We start from the raw sequence: 21774 nt of genomic DNA on the forward strand, positions 1-21774 counted from the left end.
TGAAACGGGCAGCTAAGGCGCGTGTCGACGACAAATCGGACCAACGGGCGAGGTGGTTGGCCCGGTCCGCCGGTCGGGCACCCCCTATTGGTTCGCGGGCGCACCGGACGGGTCACTAGGCTTGCTGCTCATGAGTCACGTTCTCGCGGCAGTGGCCTGGCCGTACGCCAACGGCCCCCGCCACATCGGCCACGTCTCCGGTTTCGGCGTTCCCTCCGACGTCTTCGCCCGGTACATGCGGATGGCCGGCCACGACGTGCTCATGGTCTCCGGCACCGACGAGCACGGCACCCCGATCCAGGTGCAGGCCGACGCCGACGGGGTGACCCCGCGCGAGCTGGCCGACCGGTACAACAGGGTGATCGTCGAGGACCTGCACGGCCTCGGTCTCTCCTACGACCTGTTCACCCGCACCACCACCCGTAACCACTACGCGGTGGTGCAGGAGCTGTTCGAGGGGATGTACCGCAACGGCTACATCGTGCCGAAGACCACCATGGGTGCGATCTCCCCGTCCACCGGGCGCACCCTGCCCGACCGTTACATCGAGGGCACCTGCCCGATCTGCGGGTACGACAGCGCCCGTGGTGACCAGTGCGACAACTGCGGCAACCAGCTCGACCCGATCGACCTGATCGACCCGAAGTCGCGGATCAACGGGGAGACTCCGAAGTTCGTCGAGACCGAGCACTTCTTCCTGGACCTGCCGGCCCTGGCCGAGGTGCTGCGGCAGTGGCTGGACACCCGCGAGGGGTGGCGGCCCAACGTGCTGCGGTTCTCCCGCAACCTGCTCGACGACCTCCAGCCCCGGGCGATCACCCGGGACCTGGAGTGGGGGGTGCCGATCCCGCTCGACGGCTGGCGCGACCGGCCGGACAAGCGGATCTACGTCTGGTTCGACGCCGTGATCGGCTACCTGTCCGCCTCGATCGAGTGGGCCCGCCGCTCCGGCGACCCCGAGGCCTGGCGCAAGTGGTGGTCGACCGACGGTGCGGGCAAGGACTCCCAGTCCTACTACTTCATGGGCAAGGACAACATCGTCTTCCACTCGGTGATCTGGCCGGCGCTGCTCTCCGGATACTCCGGCGAGGGCTCCCGCGACGGTGAGCCGGGCGAGCTGGGTCGGCTCAACCTGCCCACCGAGGTGGTCTCCAGCGAATACCTGACCATGGAGGGGCGCAAGTTCTCCTCGTCCCGCAAGGTGGTCATCTACGTCCGCGACTTCCTGGAGCGCTACGACGCCGACGCGCTGCGCTACTTCATCGCCGCCGCCGGCCCGGAGAGCAACGACACCGACTTCACCTGGGCCGAGTTCCTCCGCCGCAACAACGACGAGTTGGTCGCCGGCTGGGGCAACCTGGTCAACCGGTCCGTCTCGATGGCGGCGAAGAACTTCGGGGCGATCCCGCCGATCGACCCGGCCGGGCTCACCGAGGCCGACGAGGCGCTGCTCGCGGTGGCCCGGGCCGGCTTCACCACGGTGGGTGACCTGATCGGCCGGCACCGGCAGAAGCAGGCGATCGGTGAGGCCATGAAGGTGGTCGCCGAGGCCAACAGGTACCTCTCCGAGCAGGCACCCTGGAAGCTCAAGGACGAGGCGGACAAGCCCCGGATGGGCACCATCCTGCACGTCGCCCTTCAGGTGATCAGCGACGCCAACACGCTGCTCACCCCGTTCCTGCCGCACTCCGCGCAGCAGGTGCACGAGCTGCTCGGGGGCACCGGCGTGCACGCGCCGATGCCGGTGATCGAGCAGGTCGACGACCTGGACGGCGGCCCGGCGTACCCGGTGCTCACCGGCGATTACACCGTCGGCGCGCGCTGGGAGTCGGTGTCGATCGAGGCGGGCCGGCCGCTGGCCACGCCGAAGCCGGTGTTCCGCAAGCTCGACCCGTCGATCGTCGACGAGGAGCTGGCCCGGCTGGCCGACTGAACGCACGACGCGCGCGGCGGCGGGGGTGCCCCGCCGCCGCGCGACGTCACATCGCGTACCGGGTGTCCATCACCTGGTCGTCGGTCACCTCGGCGGCCGGCGCCCAGGTCTCGTAGACGCCACGTTCCTGGCACTGCGCGCCGGTCGTGACCACGGTGTCCGGGTTCGGGTAGCGAAGGCGGATCCGCAGCCAGCCGGCCTCCTCCCGCAGCACCAGGGACGGCACGCCCCGCCACTGGGCGAACCGGACCCGGCGGGCCACCGCGTCCACCGGGTAACGGGCCGCCCGGGTCATCGCCAGCACCCGGAACCCGCCGGGCAGGTCGGCGAGGGCCTCGTACTCGCTGTCGCCGTACATCCCGACCAGTTGGGTGGAGCGAGGCGCGTCGCCGTTCGGCACGTACTCCTGGTCCGGGGACAGGCCCGGCACCGCGGCCAGCAGGTGCCGCCACTGCGGGCCCACCATCCGCAGCCACCCGCGCTGCTCGGCCTGGTAGGTGTACAGCACCACCTCCACCCCCTCCGCCGGATAGGCGATCAGGGCGGCGTTCGCCGGCATCGGCAGGTCGGCGAAGTCCCGGGTGATGAACTCCGGGATGAGCTGACCGTTGCTGGGCACGAAGCCCGTGCCCAGCACCGGGGCGCCGATCCGGTCCCGGGAGGGCAGCGCGGTCAGGCCGCGGTGTGCCTCGCCCATCGGCACGTCGTAGTCGCCCGGGTCGGACGCGCGCCAGCGCAGCGCGTACGCCACGTCCGTGCCGTCCCGGCCGACATCGCCATCGGTACGCAGCACCGTCGTCGTCGCAGGCGTACGCAGATGCGCCACGTCGTATTCGCGGTAGCAGAAGCCGTGCGGCAGCCAACCCCGTACGAAGCCGGCGAGCTGCTGAGCCGAGAGCACCTTCATCATTCGGGTGCCCCGGCGAACCACCGCCGACGCGCGCGCCACCGCGAGCATCGGGTCACCAGACGCTGCCGGCTGCTGGCTGAGCTGGTGCAGGTGCGCCCAACCCCGCTCACGATGCGCGGGCATCATCAGCGGCGTCTCCGGCTCGTCGACCGGCTCCGTCGCCCCGTGCACCGCGGTCACCTCGGTGACGTGCACGAACCGGCGCCACGGCAGGGCGCTACCCGAGCGGGGCGCCCACTCGAAGCCGGCCACCTCGTCAGCGCTGAACAACTCGTACGCGGCGCCTCGGGCGATCTCCTCGGCTGGGTACACGCCGCCGCCAAACGCCACGTGCAGTCCGGTTCGCTCGCTGCGCTCGCTCACGCGGCGAAACCTAGAGCCGTGCGGCGTAGTCGAGGTGAACGTCGGGTGGCGGGCAGATGGCCAGGCCCGGTGTGTGATGCTGTCGCTGATGAGCGAGCCCACTGAATCCCGCCGCGAGCGTGCCGCCCGGCGGGCCGGAGAGTTTCCGCCCGCCCCCGAGGCGCTGCCCCGGCCGGTGCTGGACAGCCACACACACCTGGACATCACGGTCAGCGAGGCCGGTGTGCCCGGCGGCGGGCCGGCCGACGACCCGGTCGCCGTGGCCATCGCGTTGGCCACCGAGGTCGGCGTGGACCGGCTGGTCCAGGTGGGCGTGGACGTCGCCTCCTCGCGTTGGGGCGCGGACACCGCCGACCGGTACCCCGCCGTGCTGGCCACCGTGGCGCTGCACCCCAACGAGGCGCCCCGGTTGGGCGACCTGGATGAGGCGTTGCGGGAGATCGAGTCCCTCGCCGCCCGCGACCGGGTCCGGGGGATCGGCGAGACTGGAATGGACTTCTTCCGGACCGGCGACGAGGGGCGTGCCGCGCAGGAGGTGAGCTTCCGGGCGCACATCGCCATCGCCAAGCGGTACGGCAAGACTCTGGTCATCCACGACCGGGAGGCGCACGCCGACGTGCTGCGGATCCTCGACGACGAGGGCGCTCCCGAGCGGGTGGTGCTGCACTGCTTCTCCGGTGACGCCGACTTCGCCCGCGAGTGTGTTCGTCGCGGCTATCTGCTCAGCTTCGCCGGCACTGTCACCTTCGGCAGCGCGGCCGCGCTGCGCGAGGCCGCCGCGCTGACCCCGGTTGACCAGATGCTTGTGGAGACCGACGCGCCGTACCTCACCCCGATGCCACATCGCGGCCGGCCGAACGCGTCGTACCTGATCCCGCTCACCGTCCGTGCGCTCGCCACGGCCACCAGCAGCGACCTGGACGAGCTGTGCGCGGCCATCTCCGCCACCGGCGACCGGGCCTTCGGCCCATGGTGAGCCCGGCCCGACGGTCGGCCCCGATCCCGTCGCTAGGCTGCCAGCCATGACCGGTCTCCTCGGCCCGGCGGAGATCCGGGAACTCGCCGCCCGGCTGGGCGTCGCGCCAACCAAGAAGCTGGGCCAGAACTTCGTCCACGACCCGAACACCGTGCGTCGGATCGTCACCGCTGCCGGCCTGACCCCCGACGACGTGGCGCTGGAGGTGGGTCCTGGGCTCGGCTCGCTGACGCTGGGGCTGCTGCCGGTCGCCGGGCACGTGCACGCCGTGGAGATCGACCCGGTGCTCGCCGGGGCGCTGCCGGAGACCGTCGCACGGCACGCCGGGGCCGACGCCGCACGGCTCACCGTGCATCGCGCGGACGCGCTGCGCATCGCCGCCGCCGAGCTGGCCGACCCGGCACCGACCGCGCTGGTGGCGAACCTGCCCTACAACGTCGCCGTGCCCGTGGTGCTGCACCTGCTCGCCGTGCTGCCCACCCTGCGACAGGGCCTGGTGATGGTGCAGAAGGAGGTCGCCGACCGGCTCGTCGCCGGTCCCGGCTCCAAGGTGTACGGCATTCCGTCGGTGAAGCTCGCCTGGTACGCCCACGCCCGAGGCGCCGGCAAGGTGCCGCCGAACGTGTTCTGGCCGGTGCCCAACGTCGACTCCGGCCTGGTCTCCTTCACCTGCCACGAGCCGCCCCGCACCGACGTACCCCGGGAACGGGTCTTCGCGGTGGTGGACGCGGCGTTCGCGCAGCGCCGCAAGACGCTGCGCGCCGCGTTGGCCGGCTGGGCCGGTGGCGCGGACCGGGCCGCCGCGGCGCTCACCGCGGCCGGCGTCGACCCCGGTGCCCGCGGCGAGTCGCTGACCGTCGAGCAGTTCGCCGCCATCGCCGCGTCGGCCCCGGTCGGTACGCCGGCCGCGAAGTAGGCTGACGCCGTGCCCGCCCAGGACGCCGAGGAGCTGATCGTGACCAAGCCGTTCGACATTCGCCTGCGCGTGCGGGACACCACCCCGTGACCGAGGCCTGGCGACCGGACGACGAGGACGAGCGCCGCGGCGCGATCGGGCCGGTGAAGGTGCGGGTGCCCGCGAAGGTCAACCTGCACCTCGGGGTGGGCCCGCTGCGCCGGGACGGCTACCACGAGCTGAACACGGTCTACCACGCCATCTCGATCTACGACGAGCTGACGGCTCGCCGGGGCGACACCCTCGCCCTGACCATGGAGGGTGAGGGCACCGGCGAGCTGGCCCTGGACGACACCAACCTGGTGATCCGCGCCGCGCACGCCCTCGCCGGGTACGCGGGCGTGCTGCCACATGCCCGCCTGCACCTGCGCAAGCAGATCCCGCTCGCGGGCGGGTTGGCCGGCGGCAGCGCCGACGCGGCCGCCGCGCTGGTGGCCTGCGACGCGCTCTGGGGCACCGGGCTGTCCCGCGACGAGTTGGCCGGCATCGCCGCCGACCTCGGCTCCGACGTGCCGTTTCTGATCTACGGTGGCACCGCGCTCGGCACCGGCCGGGGGGAGGCGATCAGCCCCGTGCTGGCCCGCCCGACCTCCTGGCACTGGGTGGTGGCCATCGCCGAGGTTGGCCTGTCCACCCCGACCGCATATCGGGAGTTGGATCGGCTCCGCGACTCAGGTGCCGCTGGTGCCCCGCTGGGCAGCACCGACGCCCTGCTCGGCGCGCTGCGCCAGCGTGACCCCCGGGTGCTCGCCCGTACGCTCGGCAACGACCTCCAGGACGCCGCGCTGGCCATGCGTCCGGCTCTGGCCGCCACCCTCAAGGCCGGTGAGGCAGCCGGCGCGCTCACCGGCATCGTGTCCGGCTCCGGCCCGACCTGCGTGTTCCTCGCCGCCGGTGCGGCCGACGCGGAACGGATCGCCGCCGAGCTGACCGCCGCCGACGTCTGCCGGGAGGCGCGGGTCGCACATGGTCCGGTCGCCGGTGCCCGCGTCGGCTGACGACGCGCTCCACCGGGGCAACTGACACGCGGCGCGGGCGTTCGGGGTGTCCGCGTACCCTTGGGATAGGCGTCCAGGTGCCCGCCGGCACCGGGACGCTTTGATCATGAAGGGTGGAACGTGGCGAACATCGTCAATCTGGACCGGGTGTCCAAGGGGTATGGCGCTGCCGGGCGGCTGCTCACGGACGTCTCGCTCGGCCTGGACGACGCCGACCGGATCGGCGTGGTCGGCCTCAACGGCGCGGGCAAGTCCACCCTGCTGCGGCTGCTCACCAAGCAGGAGGACCCCGACGACGGCCGGGTGACCCATCGCCGCGACCTGCGCGCGCTCTGGCTGCCGCAGCAGCTCGCCCTCGCCCCCGAGGCCACCGTCCGGGACGTGGTGCTCGGCACCGCCTGGCTCGACGAGGGCATGGGCGCCGAGCACGAGTGGGCCGGCGACGCCGGGGTGCGGGCCATCCTCGACGGCCTCGGCATGCCGCACCTCGGCCTCGACCAGCCGGTCGGCCCGATGTCCGGTGGCGAACGACGCCGGGTGGCGCTCGCCGCGCTGCTCGTCCGCGACTGCGACCTGCTCATTCTCGACGAGCCCACCAACCACCTGGACGTCGGCGGTGTCGACTGGCTGGCCCGGCACCTGGTCGGCCGCAAGGGCGCCCTGGTCGTGGTCACCCACGACCGGTGGTTCCTGGACGCGGTCTGCACCACCACCTGGGAGGTCGCCGACCAGACCGTCCGCGCCTACGAGGGCGGCTTCGCCGCCTGGATCCTCGCCCGCGCCGAGCGTGACCGCGTCGCCGCCGCCACCGAGGCCCGCCGGCAGAACCTGCTCCGCAAGGAGATCGCCTGGCTGCGCCGTGGCCCGCCGGCCCGGACCTCCAAGCCGCAGTTCCGCATCGACGCCGCGAACGCGTTGATCGCCGACGTGCCGCCGGTGCGCGACACCATGTCGTTGCAGCGCATGGCCACCTCCCGGCTCGGCAAGCAGGTGTACGACCTGGAGAACGTCGAGCTGCACGCCGGCCCGAAGGAGATCCTGCGCGACGTCACCTGGCAGGTCGGCCCCGGCGACCGGATCGCCATCCTCGGCGCCAACGGCGCCGGCAAGACCACGCTGCTGCGGATGCTCGCCGGCATCACCCGCCCCGACGGTGGCCGCCTCGGCACCGGCTCCACCGTGCGTCCCGCGTTCCTCTCCCAGGAGCTGACCGAGCTGCCCGGGCACCTGCGGGTGCTCGAAGCGGTGGAGGAGGTCGCCCGCAGGGTTCAGCTTGGCGACCGGGAAGTCTCTGCCGCCCAGCTCGCCGAGGTCTTCGGCTTCGACGACCGCCGGCTCTGGACCCCGGTCAGTGACCTCTCCGGTGGGGAACGCCGCCGGTTGCAGATGCTGCGGCTGCTCGCCGGCGAGCCCAACGTGCTGCTCTTCGACGAGCCCACGAACGACCTGGACACGGACACCCTCGCCGCCCTGGAAGACCTGCTCGACTCGTGGCCCGGCACGATCATCGTGGCCAGTCACGACCGGTACCTGATCGAGCGGGTCACCGAGACGGCGTTCGGGATGTTCGGCGACGGTCGGCTGGTGCACCTGCCGGGCGGCGTGGATGAATACCTCGCGCGGACCGCTGAGCGGGCCGGCTCTCCTCGGGCGGGCGTCACCTCGACCTCCGCATCCGCCGGTCCCTCGGGTGGCGGCATGTCCGCCGCCGAGGTCCGCCAGGCCCGCAAGGAGCTGACCCGGCTGGAACGGCAACTCAGCAAGCTCGATCAGCGCGAGACCACGCTGCTCGATCAGCTCGCGGCGGACGCCACCGACTACGCCCGGGTCGCCGAGTTGGACACCCAGCTCAAGGATCTGCGCGCCGAGCGGGAGCGGATCGAGGAGAGCTGGATGACGCTCGCCGAGGACCTGCCCGAGAGCTGACCGGCTGGGCGCGCCAGCCCGGGGCCGTGTGCGGCGTCACACCGCCACATGCGCGACAATCGTCGGCGACACCTCACCCCACGGCGTTGGAGACACAGACATGGCCCACACCCCCGTCAACCACCCCGCGCGGCCGATCTACCGGGCGATCGGCGGGCTGACCGGTCTGTACCTGGTCGTCTTCGGTGTGCTCGGCATCATCACGAGCGCTGGCAACGAGATCCTCGCCCAGGACGACACCCGGGTCCTCGGCCAGGGCACCAACCTCGGCTTCTCGCTGCTCAGCGTGCTGCTCGGGATCGTCGTGCTGATCGGCACCGCGCTCGGCCGCAACATCGACGTGGCGATCAACCAGTGGCTGGCGTACGGCCTGATGGTGGTCAGCCTGGCCGGTCTCGCGTTCATCCGGACCGACGCCAACTTCTTCAACTTCAGCATCACCACGGTAATGGTGGTGATGACGGCCGCCCTGGTGCTGCTGATGGTCGGCATGTACGGCAAGGTCGGCTCGGAGGACGAGGCGGAGGCGTTCCAGAAGGCTCGGCTCGTTCTCTGAGCTCGCTTCCTCGTCGGTTGCGGTGGTGGTTTTCGCCGGAGCCCGAGCTGCTCCGGGCGGTCAGGCTTGATCCCTGCGCAGCTCGGGCTCCGGCGAAAACCTGACCGGGTCCAGCCTTTCGGCGGACGCTTCCGGCTTTGTGGTTCTTCGGACAGTTGGGTCTGACCTGGGCGACAATTCCCCTGAAACGGTCACATCAGGGGGTCTGGGCATGCCGCATTTTCCGGTTAACCATCCGGCACGGCCGCTCTACCGGGTCCTCTCCGGTCTGATCGGCGTCTACATCCTGGTGTTCGGCGTCTGGGGCGTCGCCGAGACGATCGGCGACCCGCTGTTCGACCGGGACAGCACCTGGGCCCTCGGGCTCCGGACCAACCTGGCCTTCTCGCTCGCCTCGGTGATCTTCGGAGTCGTCCTGATCATCGGGGCCTCGCGGCGCACCAACCTCGGCCACTACATGAACCTCACCGCCGGCGTGGTGTTCCTGGTGACCAGCATCCTGATGATGTCGGTGCTGCAGACCGAGGCGAACTTCCTCAACTTCTCGATGTCGACGGTGGTCGTGTCGATGCTGTTCGGCCTGATCCTGCTCGGCACCGGCCTCTACGACAAGGTCGGCCCACCGGAGCACGCCGAGGCGGAGCTGGAGCACCGCAAGCACCCGGTGGCCGACGTGCACCGCCGCTGATCAGCGTCAGGAACGCCGTGCGGTGATCAACGTCGGCTTCGCCTCCAGGTGCGACAGCCCGTTCCAGGCCAGGTTGACGAGGTGCGCCGCTACCGTCTCCTTGCGCGGCTTACGCACCTCCAACCACCAGCGGCCGGTCAGTGCGACCATGCCGACAAGCGCCTGCGAGTACAGCTCGGCGAGCTTCGGGTCGTACCCGCGGCTCTTGAACTCGGCACCCAGGATGTGCTCGACCTGGTGCGCCACGTCGTTCATGACACTGCTGAAGTTGGCCGCGCCGGACATCAGCGGTGACTCACGGACCAGCACCCGGAAACCGCTGGTCTCCTCCTCGATGTAGGTCAGTAGGGCCAACGCCGCCTGCTCCAGCAGCTCCCGTGGGTGCCCGGCGGTCAACGCCGTGGTGATCCGGTCCAACAGGGCCCGGACCTCCCGGTCCACCACCACCGCGTAGAGCCCCTCCTTGCCGCCGAAGTGCTCGTACACCACCGGTTTGGAGACCTTGGCGCGGGCCGCCACCTCTTCGATGGAGGTGGCGTCGAAACCGCGCTCTGCGAAGAGTTGCCGGCCGGTCGCGATCAACTGCTCCCGTCGTTGGGCCGCCGACATGCGGACCCGCGAGGCGGGTTTGGCCTTTGCTGCGGGGGCCGGCACCGACGCACGCCGGCCGCCGACACCTGTGCCCGCATCGTCGCTGACCTCGGGCATGTCGCCGCCTTGCTGGCGCTCGGTGACGCCCTGCCGTGGAATGGTGCCTCCGCTGTGCCCGTTCACGTCGTCGCCTCACTGTCGGGCGGTCCGACCACCCTGCCGCGCCGTTCGACCGTACCCGGATCGGGCCCGGCCCCCCGTCTGCCGAGCCCTCCGGTCGCCCCGGATGGCATGGTCATCCGGCCATCCTGCCAGGCGGCAACCCCGTGCACCGCCCGGTTTCAGTGCGGTGCGACCGGCTTCACGAGCTTGGCGGCGAGCCGCTCCGGCTTTGGCCAGCGCACCTGCGTTGCCGCGCCGAACTTCTCGAACAGCCAGATCACCCGGGCGGAGATGTCCACCTGACCGCGCAGCACGCCGTGCCGGGCGCTGGTCGGGTCGGCGTGGTGCAGGTTGTGCCAGCTCTCGCCGAACGACAGGATCGCCAGCGGCCAGAAGTTCGACGCGCGGTCGCCCTGGCGCATCGCGAACGGGCGCTCACCGTAGACGTGGCAGACCGAGTTGATCGCCCAGGTGACGTGGTGCAGCAGGCCGATCCGGACCAGCCCGGCCCAGAAGAACGCGGTAAGCGCACCCTGCCAGGACCAGGTCACCAGGCCGCCGATCAGCGCCGGGCCGAGCAGCGAGATGGCCACCAGCGCGGGGAAGAGCCGATCGACCCGGCTGATGTCCCGGTCGGCGATGAGGTCCGGCGCGAAGCGCTCGCGGTTGGACAACTCCCGGCGGAACAGCCAGCCCACGTGTGCGTGGAACAGGCCCCGGGTCAGCGCCCAGAAGCTGGTGCCGAAGCGCCACGGCGAGTGCGGGTCACCCTCCAGATCGGAGAACGCGTGGTGCCGTCGGTGATCGGCGACCCACTGGATGATCTCGCCCTGCACCGCCAGCGAACCCGCGACCGCCAGAGTCACCCGCAGCCACCGCTTGGCCTTGAACGAGCCGTGCGTGAAGTAGCGGTGGAAGCCGACGGTGATGCCGAGCCCGGAGACGACGTACCAGACCAGGCCGATGATCACGTCGGTCCAGCCCAGCCAGCCGCCCCACGCCACCGGAACGGCGACGATCAGGGCGACGAAGGGGATCACCACAAATGCCCACAGGGCGGCCAGGATGCCGGGGGACTGGCTGCCGTCGGTGAGTGGTTTGGGGCCGGGGCCGGCGGTGTTGGGATCGAGCAGGGCAGTGGACATGGGACCTCGCAGGGGGATGGAAAACGATCACGAAGCTACGCCTACGTCACCGTAACTTACGGCACCGTAGATCGCACGGGGAAGTTTTGAATAGCTCTCGCGTATCTGGTTGAAGTTGCAGGTCAGGTGCCGTCCTCGCGGGTCTTGAGATAGGCGGCTCGACCGGGGTTTGATCGACGGAAAGCTCGGTCGGGAGCGGTCCAGCGGACTGTTCGGAGCGTCCGCCGCTGCGGGGCTTGGGCTCGGCGGCGGGATGAGCGATGGCGTTCGACGGCCGGGGCGCTAAGGTGTAGCGCGGGATGTCCATCCCTCGCGCGACGTCCTCGCGTCGCTGATCGGCCGTGGTGTAATTGGCAACACCCGGGTCTTTGGTACCCGTATTTCAGGTTCGAACCCTGGCGGCCGAGCTGCCCACCTACGTCCGTTTTAGGGTCCGGTGGGGGTAAGAGGGGAACGTGCCGGGCCTCGCGGCTAGCATGGCCGCGAGAGTGTCCGCCGTCCCGACGGGAGCCACGTCGTGCCCCAGCCCCACCTCCGTACCGTCGTCGTGCTCGCCGCCGGTGAGGGCAAGCGGATGAAGTCGGCACTGCCCAAGGTGCTGCACCCCCTGCTCGGTCGGACGCTGCTCGGTCACGTGCTGAGTGCCGCCGGGCCGCTGGGCGCGGACCGCACCGTCGTCGTGGTGGGCCACGGCGCCGACCAGGTGCGGGCGCACCTGTCCGAGGTCGCCCCGAACGCCACGCCGGTGCTCCAGGCCGAGCAGCTCGGCACCGGGCACGCCGTGCGGATCGCGCTGGACGTCGTACCGGATGGTGCCGGCACGGTCGTGGTGATCAACGGGGACGTGCCCCTGCTACGACCCGAGACGGTGGGCGCTCTGGTGACCGCGCACGAGCAGGCCGCCGCGGCGGCCACCGTGCTGGCCGCCGAGGTGCCCGACCCGACCGGCCTCGGACGGATCGTCCGGGACGCCGACGGCCGCCTGGAGCAGATCGTCGAGGAGCGCGACGCCGACCCGACGCAGCGCGCGCTCCGGGAGATCAACGCCGGCATCTACGCGTTCGACGCGGTGCGGCTGCGCGAGGCGCTGGGCAAGCTCTCCACCGACAACGACCAGGGCGAGGAGTACCTGACCGACGTCTTCGGCCTGCTCCGCTCGGCCGGCGAGCCGGTGGCGGTGCACGTCGCCGTAGACCACGTCGAGACGTTGGGCTGTAACGACCGGGTGGAGCTGGCGACGTTGCGCCGGCTGCTGCGCGACCGGGTCAACGAGGCGTGGATGCGCACCGGGGTGAGCCTGCTCGACCCGGCGACCACCTGGATCGACGTGACGGTCGCGCTGGACCGGGACGCGGTGGTCGACCAGAACACCCAGCTGCGCGGCGGCACGGTGGTCGGCGCGGGCGCGCTGATCGGACCGGACGTCACGCTTGTCGACACGATCGTCGGCCCCGCCGCGTCGGTGATCCGCAGCCACGCCGTCGGCGCCGAGGTGGGCCCGGGCGCAAGCGTCGGGCCGTACGCGTACCTGCGACCGGCCGCCAAGTTGGCCGAGAAGGCCAAGGTCGGCACGTTCGTCGAGGTGAAGAACTCCGAGATCGGCCCGGGTGCGAAGGTTCCGCACCTCAGCTACGTGGGTGACGCGACGATCGGCGCGAAGGCCAACATCGGCGCGGCGACGATCTTTGTGAACTACGACGGGGTGAACAAGCACCGCACGACCGTGGGCGAGGGCGCCTTCATCGGCTGCGACACGAGCTTGATCGCCCCGGTCGAGGTGGGTGCCGGGGCCTACGTGGCGGCGGGCAGCGCCATCGCCCAGGACGTGCCGCCGGGCGCGCTCGGGGTGACCCGGGCGCCGCAGCGCAACATCGAGGGCTGGGTGCCGCGCAAGCGACCTGGGACGGTCTCCGCGGCGGCGGCCGAGCGGGCGCAACGCGGCGCTGAGGGTGCGCCGGGTGTGGCCGACGCCGCAAGCGACAGTGAGGCAATGCACGGGGTGGCCGAGACGGTGAGCGGCGCATCCGGCCCGGGAGATACTGCAACCGAATAGTCCCTGACCCACCACCACCGGGTCGGGTACCGCCGACAAAACGGGAGCAGACGGGCCCATGGGCAGCATCGTCGCCGAAAACCGCAAAAGCCTGATGCTCTTTTCCGGACGTGGCTTTCCGGAGTTGGCCAAGGAGATCGGTGAGGTGCTCGGCGTCGCGCCGACCCCGGCCGACGCGTACGAGTTCGCCAACGGCGAGATCTTCGTACGTTTCAAGGACTCGGTGCGTGGTTCGGACGCCTTCGTGGTGCAGTCCGTCACGCACGGGGTGAACACCTGGGTCATGGAGACCCTGATCATGGTGGACGCGCTGAAGCGGGGGTCGGCCAAGCGGATCACCGTGGTGCTGCCGTTCTATCCGTACGCGCGCCAGGACAAGAAGCACCGCGGCCGGGAGCCGATCTCGGCCCGCCTGGTGGCGGACCTGCTGAAGACCGCCGGCGCGAACCGCATCCTCACCGTCGACCTGCACACCGCGCAGATCCAGGGCTTCTTCGACGGCCCGGTGGATCACCTCTTCGCGATGGACATCCTGGCCGAGTACGTGGAACACAAGTACGCCGGCCGGCCGATGACCGTGGTGGCACCGGATTCGGGCCGGGTGCGGGTGGCCGAGCGGTGGACCGACCGGTTGGGCGGCTGCCCGCTGGCGTTCATCCACAAGACCCGTGACCCGATGAAGCCGAACCAGGTCGTGGCGAACCGGGTGGTCGGTGAGGTGGAGGGCCGGGTCTGTCTGATCGTCGACGACATGATCGACACCGGTGGCACCATCGCCAAGGCCGCCGACATCCTCAAGGAGTCGGGCGCGGCGGAGATCGTCGTCGCGTCCACCCACGCGCTGCTGTCCGACCCGGCCATCGAGCGGCTGAAGAACAGCTCGATCAGCGAGGTCGTGGTGACCAACACGTTGCCGCTGCCGCCCGAGAAGCAGTTGGACAAGCTGACCGTGCTGTCGATCGCGCCGCTCCTGGCGCGGGCGATCCGGGAGGTCTTCGACGACGGCTCGGTGACCACCCTCTTCGGCGGCCTGAGCTGAGCCTGACACTTCGGTGAGCCCCGTTTCCGCCACTTGACGCGCCGGTGGGGGCGGGGCTGGCAAACTGGTGGAAACGGGGCCGGCGCGCTGGTGGGAGCACCACCGACGCGCCGGTTTGGAGCCGTGATCGGGGACTGCCGGAAACCCTGGAAACAGCTCGGGTAGACTAGTGCGGTTGCCACGGCGAGGGTGCCCGGCGGGCCGCTGAAAAGCGCCGCACGGAGGCACCGTCATCGACGCGGTGCTCCGGGCAGTCGTTCATGACGCATGAGCCCCAGCGAGCCCCTCGCCCCAGCACCGCCAGACGACAAGCCGCCGCAGCGAAAAGCATCAGGAGTTTCCCCGTGTCCGAGGTAAAGATCAGCGCCGAGCCCCGTACCGAGTTCGGCAAGGGTGGTGCCCGCCGTACCCGCCGGGCCGGCAAGGTGCCAGCCGTGCTGTACGGCCACGGCGAGAAGCCCAAGCACATCGCGCTGCCGTCGCGGGAGTTCGCCGCCGCGATCCGCAAGGGCGGTGCCAACCAGCTCTTCGCGATCGACATCACCGACGGCACCCAGGTGCTGGCGCTGCCGAAGGCGATCCAGCGTGACCCGATCCGGGACACCTTCGAGCACGTCGACCTGATCCTGGTCCGTCGCGGCGAGAAGGTCACCGTCGAGGTCCCGGTCCAGCTGACCGGCGAGGCCGCGAAGGACACCCTGATCGTGCACGACCACGACACCCTCTCGGTGACCGCGGACGCCACCAAGGTTCCGGACCACCTCGAGGCGTCGATCGAGGGCATGGAGGCGGGCACCCAGGTGACCGCCGCCGACGTCGAGCTGCCGGCCGGCGTCGAGCTGTCCGCCGACTCCGAGCTGACCGTCGCGTCGGTGACCGCTGCCCCGACCGCCGAGCAGCTCGAGGCGACGCTGCCCGAGATCGAGGTGGCCACCGACGAGGCTGAGGCCGAGGTTGGCGAGACCACCGAGGGCTCCGAGGACGCGGACACCACCGAGGGCGACGAGTCGACCGAGGCGCGCACCGAGGCCTGATCATTTCGTACTGTGCGACAGGCGTCCCCGGCTGTTCGGGGGCGCCTGTCGGCATATCGGGAGTCGGTGGGATGGGCGTCGGGAGGGACGGGTCGTGACGGACGAGGCGGGGCCGTGGCTGGTGGTCGGCCTGGGAAACCCAGGTCGGGAGTACGCCGGTAACCGGCACAACGTCGGGTTCATGGTGGCCGAGTTGCTGGCCGCGCGGGTGGGTGCGCGGTTCGGCCGGCACAAGCGGGCGGTGGCCGAGGTGGCCGAGGCGCGGCTGGGCTTCGGTGGGCCGAAGCTGGTGCTGGTGAAGCCACTGACGTACATGAACCTCTCCGGCGGGCCGGTGGCGTCGTTGGCGCAGTTCTACAAGGTGCCGGCCACGCAGGTGATCGCGGTGCACGACGAGCTGGACATCGAGTTCGGCCAGGTGCGGATCAAGTTCGGCGGCGGCGAGGGTGGGCACAACGGCCTGCGCTCGATGTCGAAGTCGTTGGGGACGAAGGACTACGCCCGGGTGCGCTTCGGCGTCGGCCGACCGCCGGGGCGGCAGGATCCGGCGGATTATGTGCTGTCGGATTTTGGCGCGGCCGAGCGCAAGGAGCTGGATTTCCTGGTCGACCGGGCTGCCGACGTGGTGGAGTCGGTGATCCTCAAGGGCGTGGAGCCGACGCAGAACCTCTACCACGGCAGCTGAGCCGGGCGGGGCGTACCCGTTTGGAAACGGCGGGCCGGTAGTCTGCGCCTTTCGGCGTGCCGCAACCGACGACGCGGGTCGCGGCGAATCGGTCCGTGCGGGCACGGGCCGCGGCGAGGCGACGGGAGCGGTCAGTTGAGCAGTCCTCCGATGATCGATGGCGCGTTCGCCCGATGGTTGGCGACCCGGGCCGGGCAGGCGCTGCTCGACCTGCGCGCCGAGATGGGTTTCGCGGACACCGGTGCGCTGAAGTCGGCCGGGGACAAGGTGTCGCACGACCTGATCCGCACGGAGTTGGCGAAGTGGCGGCCGGGCGACTCGGTGCTCTCCGAGGAGGACGAGGGGTCGCGGTTGGCCTGGGCCGCCGAGGTGAACACCGGTGCGGTGTCGCGGTTGACCGCGGACCGGGTGTGGATCATCGACCCGCTGGACGGCACCCGGGAGTTCTCCGAGGAGGGCCGCTCGGACTGGGCGGTGCACGTGGCGCTCTGGGCGCGCAACGCGCCGAGCCCACACGGGCTGGTCGCCGGGGCGGTCGGGCTGCCGGCGCAGCAGCGGGTGCTGGGCACGGACTACCCGCCGGCGTACCCGCCGATGACTGTCGAGGCGGCGACGGCCGGCGAGCGGAAGATCCGGCTGGCGGCGAGCCGGAGCCGCCCGCCCGTCTTCCTGACCGACCTGGCCGAGGACGTCGGGGCGCATCTGGTGCCGATGGGCTCGGCCGGGGCGAAGATCGCGGCGGTGGTGACCGGCGAGGTGGACGCGTACATCCACGCAGGTGGGCAGTACGAGTGGGACTCGGCGGCCCCGGTGGCTGTGGCGACGGCCACCGGATTGCACGCTTCCCGGATCGACGGTTCTGCGCTGAAATACAACGAGGCGGATCCGCGCCTGCCCGACCTACTGGTCTGTCGCAAGGATCTCGCCACCCGGTTGCTTGCAGCGCTGCAGAAGCATTCCGGGTAGCCTGAGCGCACTTTCTTGACATGTCCGACCGGAAAGGTCTGGAAATCGGATGAGCGAGCGAATCGAGCCGGTGTCATGACCACCCCCGCGGCGTACCAGGTCTCCCACCTGGACGCCCTGGAGGCAGAGAGCATCTTCGTGATGCGCGAAGTGGTCGCCGAGATGGAACGCCCGGTGCTGCTCTTCTCCGGTGGCAAGGACTCGATCGTCATGCTGCGGCTGGCGCAGAAGGCGTTCGCCCCGGCCAACATTCCGTTCCCCGTCATGCACGTCGACACCGGGCACAACTTCCCCGAGGTCCTGGAATACCGCGACCAACGGGTCGCCGAGCTGGGGTTGCAGCTCGTGGTGGCTAGCGTGTCGGAGGCCCTGGCCAGCGGCTTGGTCCGGGAGTCCGCCGACGGCATGCGCAACCGGATCCAGACACCGGTGCTGCTCGACGCGGTAGAGAAGCACCGCTTCGACGCGCTGTTCGGGGGTGCCCGCCGGGACGAGGAGAAGGCTCGGGCGAAGGAGCGGGTGTTCAGCTTCCGCGACGAGTTCGGCCAGTGGGACCCGAAGAACCAGCGGCCCGAGCTGTGGTCGCTGTACAACGGCCGGCACCACCCCGGCGAGTCGATCCGGGTCTTCCCGCTGTCCAACTGGACCGAACTGGACATCTGGCACTACATCGCCCGGGAACGCATCCCGCTGCCCTCGATCTACTACGCGCACGAGCGCGAGGTGATCGAGCGGGACGGAATGTTCTACGCCGTCAACGAGTTCTTCCGCCCCCGCGCGGGTGAGGAGCGGTTCAAGGCGCAGGTGCGCTACCGCACCGTCGGCGACGCCTCCTGCACCGCCGCGGTCCGTTCCGACGCGGACACCGTGGAGAAGGTCATCGAGGAGGTGGCGGCCACCCGGATCACCGAGCGTGGCGCAACCCGTGGGGACGACCGGGTCAGCGAGGCCGCCATGGAGGACCGCAAGCGGGAGGGCTACTTCTGATGAGCACCGAGATCATGGCGTCCGCGAATGCGGAGGCCCGGGCTGTTACCGGGGCCGGGCCGGAGGCCCGGGCTATGGACCTGCTGCGGTTCGCCACCGCCGGCAGTGTGGACGATGGGAAGTCGACCCTGATCGGTCGCCTGCTCTACGACACCAAGTCCCTCTTCACCGACCAGTTGGCCGCCGTAGAGGCGGTAAGCGCGGCGCGCGGTGACGAATACACCAACCTGGCGTTGCTCACCGACGGTCTGCGTGCCGAGCGGGAGCAGGGCATCACCATCGACGTGGCGTACCGGTACTTCGCCACGCCCCGGCGCAAGTTCATCATCGCCGACACTCCGGGTCACATCCAGTACACCCGCAACATGGTCACCGGGGCATCGACCGCAGACCTGGCGTTGATCCTGGTGGACGCGCGTAAGGGCCTGGTCGAGCAGTCCCGCCGGCATGCGTTCCTGTGCTCCCTGCTGCGGGTGCCGCACCTGGTCCTCTGTGTCAACAAGATGGACCTGGTCGACTGGTCGCAGGAGGTCTACGAGCAGATCGCCGACGAGTTCACCGCGTTCGCGGCGAAGCTCGACGCACCAGACCTGACCGTGGTGCCGATCTCCGCGCTGCGTGGCGACAACATCGTCACCCGATCGGAGAACATGCCCTGGTACGAGGGCCCGTCGCTGCTGCACCACCTGGAGCGGGTGCACATCGCGAGCGACCGCAACCTGGTCGACGTCCGGTTCCCGGTGCAATATGTGATCCGTCCGCAGTCCACCACGGTCACCGACTACCGCGGTTACGCCGGTCAGGTCGCCTCCGGCGTGCTGAAGACAGGTGACGAGGTGATGGTGCTGCCCTCCGGCTTCACCAGCCGGATCGCTGCCGTGGAGACCGCCGACGGTCCGGTCGCGGAGGCGTTTCCGCCGATGTCGGTGACGGTACGACTGGCCGACGAGATCGACATCTCGCGGGGTGACCTGATCTGCCGGCCGAACAACGCACCGGCGGTGGCCCAGGACATTGAGGCGATGGTCTGCTGGATGGACGAGACCGCACCCCTGCGGGTCGGCGGTCGGTACGCGATCAAGCACACCACCCGCTCGGCGCGGGCGATTGTCCGCGGACTGCACTACCGGCTGGACATCAACTCGCTGCACCGCGACGAGTCGGCCGACGAGCTGCGGCTCAACGAGATCGGCCGAGTGCGGCTGCGCACGACGGTGCCGCTGCTGGCCGACGAGTACCGCCGCAACCGCACCACCGGAGGCTTCGTCATCATCGACGAGGCAACCAACCGCACGGTAGGCGCCGCCATGATCGTCGAAGCCACCTAACCCCAACCCGCCGGCTCGCCGGCCCGCCCGCGCCCGCGCGCAAGATCGCGCTCGATCCAGGATGTGGTGGCCTCGCCCGTTGGACGAGGCCACCACGCCCATGAACAAGCACGATCTCCATCGCCGGCCCACACCCGATCCCCGACCCTAGGCGGGTGATCAAGAGGTTTGCGTCAGGATTCGGGCTCGAATTGACGCGAACCTCTTGATCACCGGCTGCGGTGGGGGGTGGGCGGTGGGGGTGGGGGTTAGGGCAGGCGGGTGGCACCGGGGGAGGGGAGGACCGTGACGGTGCCGGGGGCGGTGAAACCCCGTTCCGCGTACGCGGCCGTGACGGCGGCGGCTACCGCGTCGGCGTGGTCGGCCTCGACCAGCGCGAGCACGCAGCCGCCGAAGCCGCCGCCGGTCATCCGCGCGCCCAGCGCACCGGCAGCCAACGACGCCTCGACCGCGGTGTCGATCTCCGGCACGGTGATCTCGAAGTCGTCGCGCATCGAGATGTGGGAGGCCGTCAGCAGCGGACCGATGTCACGGACCCGGGCGGCGCGCAGCAGCGCCACCGTGTCCAGTACGCGCTGGTCCTCAGTCACCACGTGCCGGACCCGCCGCCGGGTCTCCTCGTCGTCGAGCTGAGCCAACGCGGCGTCGAGCTGGTCGATGTCCACATCCCGCAGCGCCGCGACGCCGAGCGCACTGGCCCCGGCCTCGCAGGAGCGGCGGCGGGCCGCGTACTCCCCGTCGGCGTGTCGGTGCGGCGCCCGGCTGTCGATCACCAGCACCGCCAGCCCGGCGGCGTCCAGGTCGAACGGGATGTGCTCGACGGACTCGTCGCGGCAGTCCAGGAAGAGGGCGTGCCCGGCGCGGCAACGGATCGACGCGGACTGGTCCATGATGCCGGTCGGCGCACCCACGTAGACGTTCTCCGCCCGCTGCGCCAGCCGGGGTTGCAGTGCCGGGGCAAGCTCCAGCCCGCCGAGGTCGAGCAGGGCGGCCAGCACGGCTGACTCCAACGCGGCCGAGGAGGAGAGCCCGGAGCCCAGCGGTACGTCGGAGGCGATCGCCAGCCGGGCACCGGGCACTGGGTGACCCGCCTCGCGCAGGGCCCAGACCACACCCGCGACGTATGCGCCCCAGCCGGTGACCCGACCCGGCTCGGCGACGTCGTCCGCGCTGAAGGTGATCGCCTCGCCGGAGAGCTCGGACCAGACCGTCCAGTGCTCTCCGTCCTGCCGGTCGGCCGCGACGACGGTGCGCATCGGCAGCGCGAAGGGCAGCACGAACCCTTCGTTGTAGTCGGTGTGCTCGCCGATCAGGTTGACTCGGCCCGGAGCCGCCCAACGGCCGGATGCTTCGCCGCCGAACTGTGCGGAGAAGCCGGCTGCGGCCCGCTCGGCGACGTCGCCGGTCGGGTGGGTCATGACTGGCCCAGGATGTGCGTGCGGTAGAACGTCCAGGCATCACCGACCATGTCGTGCAGGGTCGGCTTCTGCGGCACCCAGCCCAGCTCGTCGCGGGCCAGCGCGGAGGACGCGACCAGCTCGGCCGGGTCGCCCTCGCGGCGTGGTGCCACCTCGACGGGCAGTTGGTGCCCGGTGACCTCGCGGACCACGTCGACGACCTGGCGGTTGGTGAAGCCGTTGCCGTTGCCCAGGTTGTAGATGCGGTGTTGGCCGCTGGTGGCCGCGTCCAGCGCCAACAGGTGCGCGCGGGCCAGGTCAGCGACGTGGATGTAGTCGCGGACGCAGGTGCCGTCCACGGTGGGGTAGTCGTCCCCGAAGAGTTGGAGCTTCTCCCGTCGGCCGGCGGCGACGTCCAGCGCGATCGGGATCAGGTGCGTCTCCGGGTCGTGTCGCTCGCCGAGCGTGACATCGCCGTCGAGGTGGGCGCCGGCCACGTTGAAGTAGCGCAGCGACACGGCGGCCAGCCCGTGCGCGATCGCCTCGGAGGTGAGTGCCATGTCGACGGCGAGTTTGGTGGCGCCGTACGTGTTGGTGGGCGCCTTTACCGCGTTCTCCGTGATCGGCAGCTCGGTGGGGTTGCCGTAGACGGCGGCGGTGGAGGAGAAGACCATCCGGGGCACCCCGGCGGCCCGGACGGCGTCGATCAGGGCGAGCGTGCCGATGGTGTTGTTCTGCCAGTACAGCTCCGGCTTGACCATCGACTCGCCGGCGGCGATCAGGGCGGCGAAGTGCAGCACCCCGTCGAAGCCGGCATCCGCGGTGAGGACGCGGGCAGCGTCGTGGATGGACGCCTCGACGTGGGTCGCGTCCGGGGCGAGGGCCTCGCGGTGGCCGGTGCGTAGGTCGTCCAGGATGACCACCTGGTGGCCGGCGTCGAGCAGCATCCGGGTCACCACGCTTCCGATGAAGCCGGCGCCCCCGGTGACGAGCAGTTTCACGTCGTTGTCTCCTGCCTGGCCCGCCCGGGACGTGGCCTTTCGGTGATCACACTAGGACGGTGGTCGACACCCTCGCCGACA

19 protein-coding genes and 1 tRNA gene are annotated in these 21774 nt (G+C 70.7%); 15 read left to right on the forward strand and 5 right to left on the reverse strand.

Annotation, left to right across the window (positions count from 1 at the left end; all coding sequences use genetic code 11):
- The first annotated feature begins 130 nt into the window (after positions 1 to 130).
- Positions 131 to 1933: a methionine--tRNA ligase gene (metG, locus tag IF46_RS0102490; protein WP_030486604.1), complete on the forward strand. Its 1803-nt coding sequence runs from the start codon at positions 131 to 133 to the stop codon at positions 1931 to 1933.
- A 46-nt stretch (positions 1934 to 1979) separates the two neighbouring features.
- Here the strand turns inward: metG and IF46_RS0102495 are convergent, their stop codons facing one another.
- Positions 1980 to 3206 (reverse strand): hypothetical protein, encoded by a 1227-nt coding sequence (locus tag IF46_RS0102495; protein ID WP_030486605.1) that lies wholly within the window; start codon positions 3204 to 3206, stop codon positions 1980 to 1982.
- A gap of 76 nt (positions 3207 to 3282) precedes the next feature.
- Between IF46_RS0102495 and IF46_RS0102500 the strand changes: the two genes are divergently transcribed.
- The 6 genes from IF46_RS0102500 (at position 3283) to IF46_RS0102530 (ending at position 9305) form a co-directional block, all read left to right on the forward strand.
- Positions 3283 to 4182, forward strand: a complete 900-nt coding sequence (locus tag IF46_RS0102500) for a TatD family hydrolase (protein WP_030486606.1) — start codon at positions 3283 to 3285, stop codon at positions 4180 to 4182.
- Positions 4183 to 4228: 46 nt separating this feature from the next.
- Entirely contained in the window at positions 4229 to 5098 is an 870-nt protein-coding gene (gene rsmA, locus IF46_RS0102505; RefSeq protein WP_030486607.1) for a 16S rRNA (adenine(1518)-N(6)/adenine(1519)-N(6))-dimethyltransferase RsmA, read from the forward strand.
- A gap of 86 nt (positions 5099 to 5184) precedes the next feature.
- Positions 5185 to 6135: a 4-(cytidine 5'-diphospho)-2-C-methyl-D-erythritol kinase gene (locus IF46_RS0102515; RefSeq protein ID WP_030486608.1), complete on the forward strand. Its 951-nt coding sequence runs from the start codon at positions 5185 to 5187 to the stop codon at positions 6133 to 6135.
- Positions 6136 to 6255: 120 nt separating this feature from the next.
- Positions 6256 to 8061 (forward strand): ABC-F family ATP-binding cassette domain-containing protein, encoded by a 1806-nt coding sequence (locus IF46_RS0102520; RefSeq protein WP_030486609.1) that lies wholly within the window; start codon positions 6256 to 6258, stop codon positions 8059 to 8061.
- Positions 8062 to 8161: 100 nt separating this feature from the next.
- Positions 8162 to 8617: a DUF4383 domain-containing protein gene (locus IF46_RS0102525; protein ID WP_030486610.1), complete on the forward strand. Its 456-nt coding sequence runs from the start codon at positions 8162 to 8164 to the stop codon at positions 8615 to 8617.
- Between the two features lie 211 nt (positions 8618 to 8828).
- The gene (locus IF46_RS0102530; protein ID WP_030486611.1) at positions 8829 to 9305 is read left to right on the forward strand and encodes a DUF4383 domain-containing protein; all 477 of its coding nucleotides are present in this window, start codon (positions 8829 to 8831) and stop codon (positions 9303 to 9305) included.
- 6 nt (positions 9306 to 9311) lie between these two features.
- On the opposite strand, the gene IF46_RS0102535 is transcribed toward IF46_RS0102530, so the two are convergent.
- A complete protein-coding gene (locus IF46_RS0102535; RefSeq protein ID WP_157562541.1) occupies positions 9312 to 10013 on the reverse strand; it encodes a TetR/AcrR family transcriptional regulator in 702 nt (233 codons plus the stop codon).
- A gap of 224 nt (positions 10014 to 10237) precedes the next feature.
- On the reverse strand, positions 10238 to 11203 hold the full coding sequence (locus IF46_RS0102540) for an acyl-CoA desaturase (RefSeq protein WP_030486613.1): 966 nt from the start codon (positions 11201 to 11203) through the stop codon (positions 10238 to 10240).
- Between the two features lie 335 nt (positions 11204 to 11538).
- Between IF46_RS0102540 and IF46_RS0102545 the strand changes: the two genes are divergently transcribed.
- The 8 genes from IF46_RS0102545 (at position 11539) to IF46_RS0102580 (ending at position 19295) form a co-directional block, all read left to right on the forward strand.
- A tRNA-Gln gene (locus IF46_RS0102545) sits at positions 11539 to 11610 on the forward strand.
- A 110-nt stretch (positions 11611 to 11720) separates the two neighbouring features.
- Positions 11721 to 13256 (forward strand): bifunctional UDP-N-acetylglucosamine diphosphorylase/glucosamine-1-phosphate N-acetyltransferase GlmU, encoded by a 1536-nt coding sequence (gene glmU / locus IF46_RS0102550; RefSeq protein ID WP_030486614.1) that lies wholly within the window; start codon positions 11721 to 11723, stop codon positions 13254 to 13256.
- Between the two features lie 58 nt (positions 13257 to 13314).
- Positions 13315 to 14295, forward strand: a complete 981-nt coding sequence (locus IF46_RS0102555) for a ribose-phosphate diphosphokinase (protein ID WP_030486615.1) — start codon at positions 13315 to 13317, stop codon at positions 14293 to 14295.
- A 344-nt stretch (positions 14296 to 14639) separates the two neighbouring features.
- Positions 14640 to 15329 carry a 50S ribosomal protein L25/general stress protein Ctc gene (locus IF46_RS0102560; protein ID WP_030486616.1) on the forward strand — a complete coding sequence of 230 codons (690 nt, stop codon included), beginning with the start codon at positions 14640 to 14642 and terminating at the stop codon, positions 15327 to 15329.
- Between the two features lie 94 nt (positions 15330 to 15423).
- A complete protein-coding gene (pth, locus tag IF46_RS0102565) occupies positions 15424 to 16014 on the forward strand; it encodes an aminoacyl-tRNA hydrolase (protein WP_030486617.1) in 591 nt (196 codons plus the stop codon).
- 150 nt (positions 16015 to 16164) lie between these two features.
- Positions 16165 to 16980 (forward strand): inositol monophosphatase family protein, encoded by an 816-nt coding sequence (locus IF46_RS0102570; protein ID WP_030486618.1) that lies wholly within the window; start codon positions 16165 to 16167, stop codon positions 16978 to 16980.
- Positions 16981 to 17055: 75 nt separating this feature from the next.
- Positions 17056 to 17967, forward strand: a complete 912-nt coding sequence (gene cysD / locus IF46_RS0102575) for a sulfate adenylyltransferase subunit CysD (protein ID WP_030486619.1) — start codon at positions 17056 to 17058, stop codon at positions 17965 to 17967.
- Positions 17967 to 19295: a GTP-binding protein gene (locus tag IF46_RS0102580; protein ID WP_030486620.1), complete on the forward strand. Its 1329-nt coding sequence runs from the start codon at positions 17967 to 17969 to the stop codon at positions 19293 to 19295. Before cysD ends, IF46_RS0102580 begins: the two co-directional genes overlap by 1 nt.
- Before the next feature lie 248 nt (positions 19296 to 19543).
- Here IF46_RS0102580 and galK read toward each other — a convergent pair whose 3' ends face one another.
- Entirely contained in the window at positions 19544 to 20713 is a 1170-nt protein-coding gene (gene galK / locus IF46_RS0102585) for a galactokinase (protein WP_030486621.1), read from the reverse strand.
- Positions 20710 to 21693, reverse strand: coding sequence for a UDP-glucose 4-epimerase GalE (galE, locus tag IF46_RS0102590; protein WP_030486622.1), 984 nt, complete (start codon positions 21691 to 21693; stop codon positions 20710 to 20712). The genes galK and galE overlap by 4 nt, the downstream gene beginning before the upstream one ends.
- Positions 21694 to 21774 lie beyond the last annotated feature (81 nt).

It is taken from the genome of Micromonospora chokoriensis (genome assembly GCF_000718555.1).
In the GTDB taxonomy this organism is placed as follows: Bacteria; Actinomycetota; Actinomycetes; order Mycobacteriales; family Micromonosporaceae; genus Micromonospora; species Micromonospora chokoriensis_B.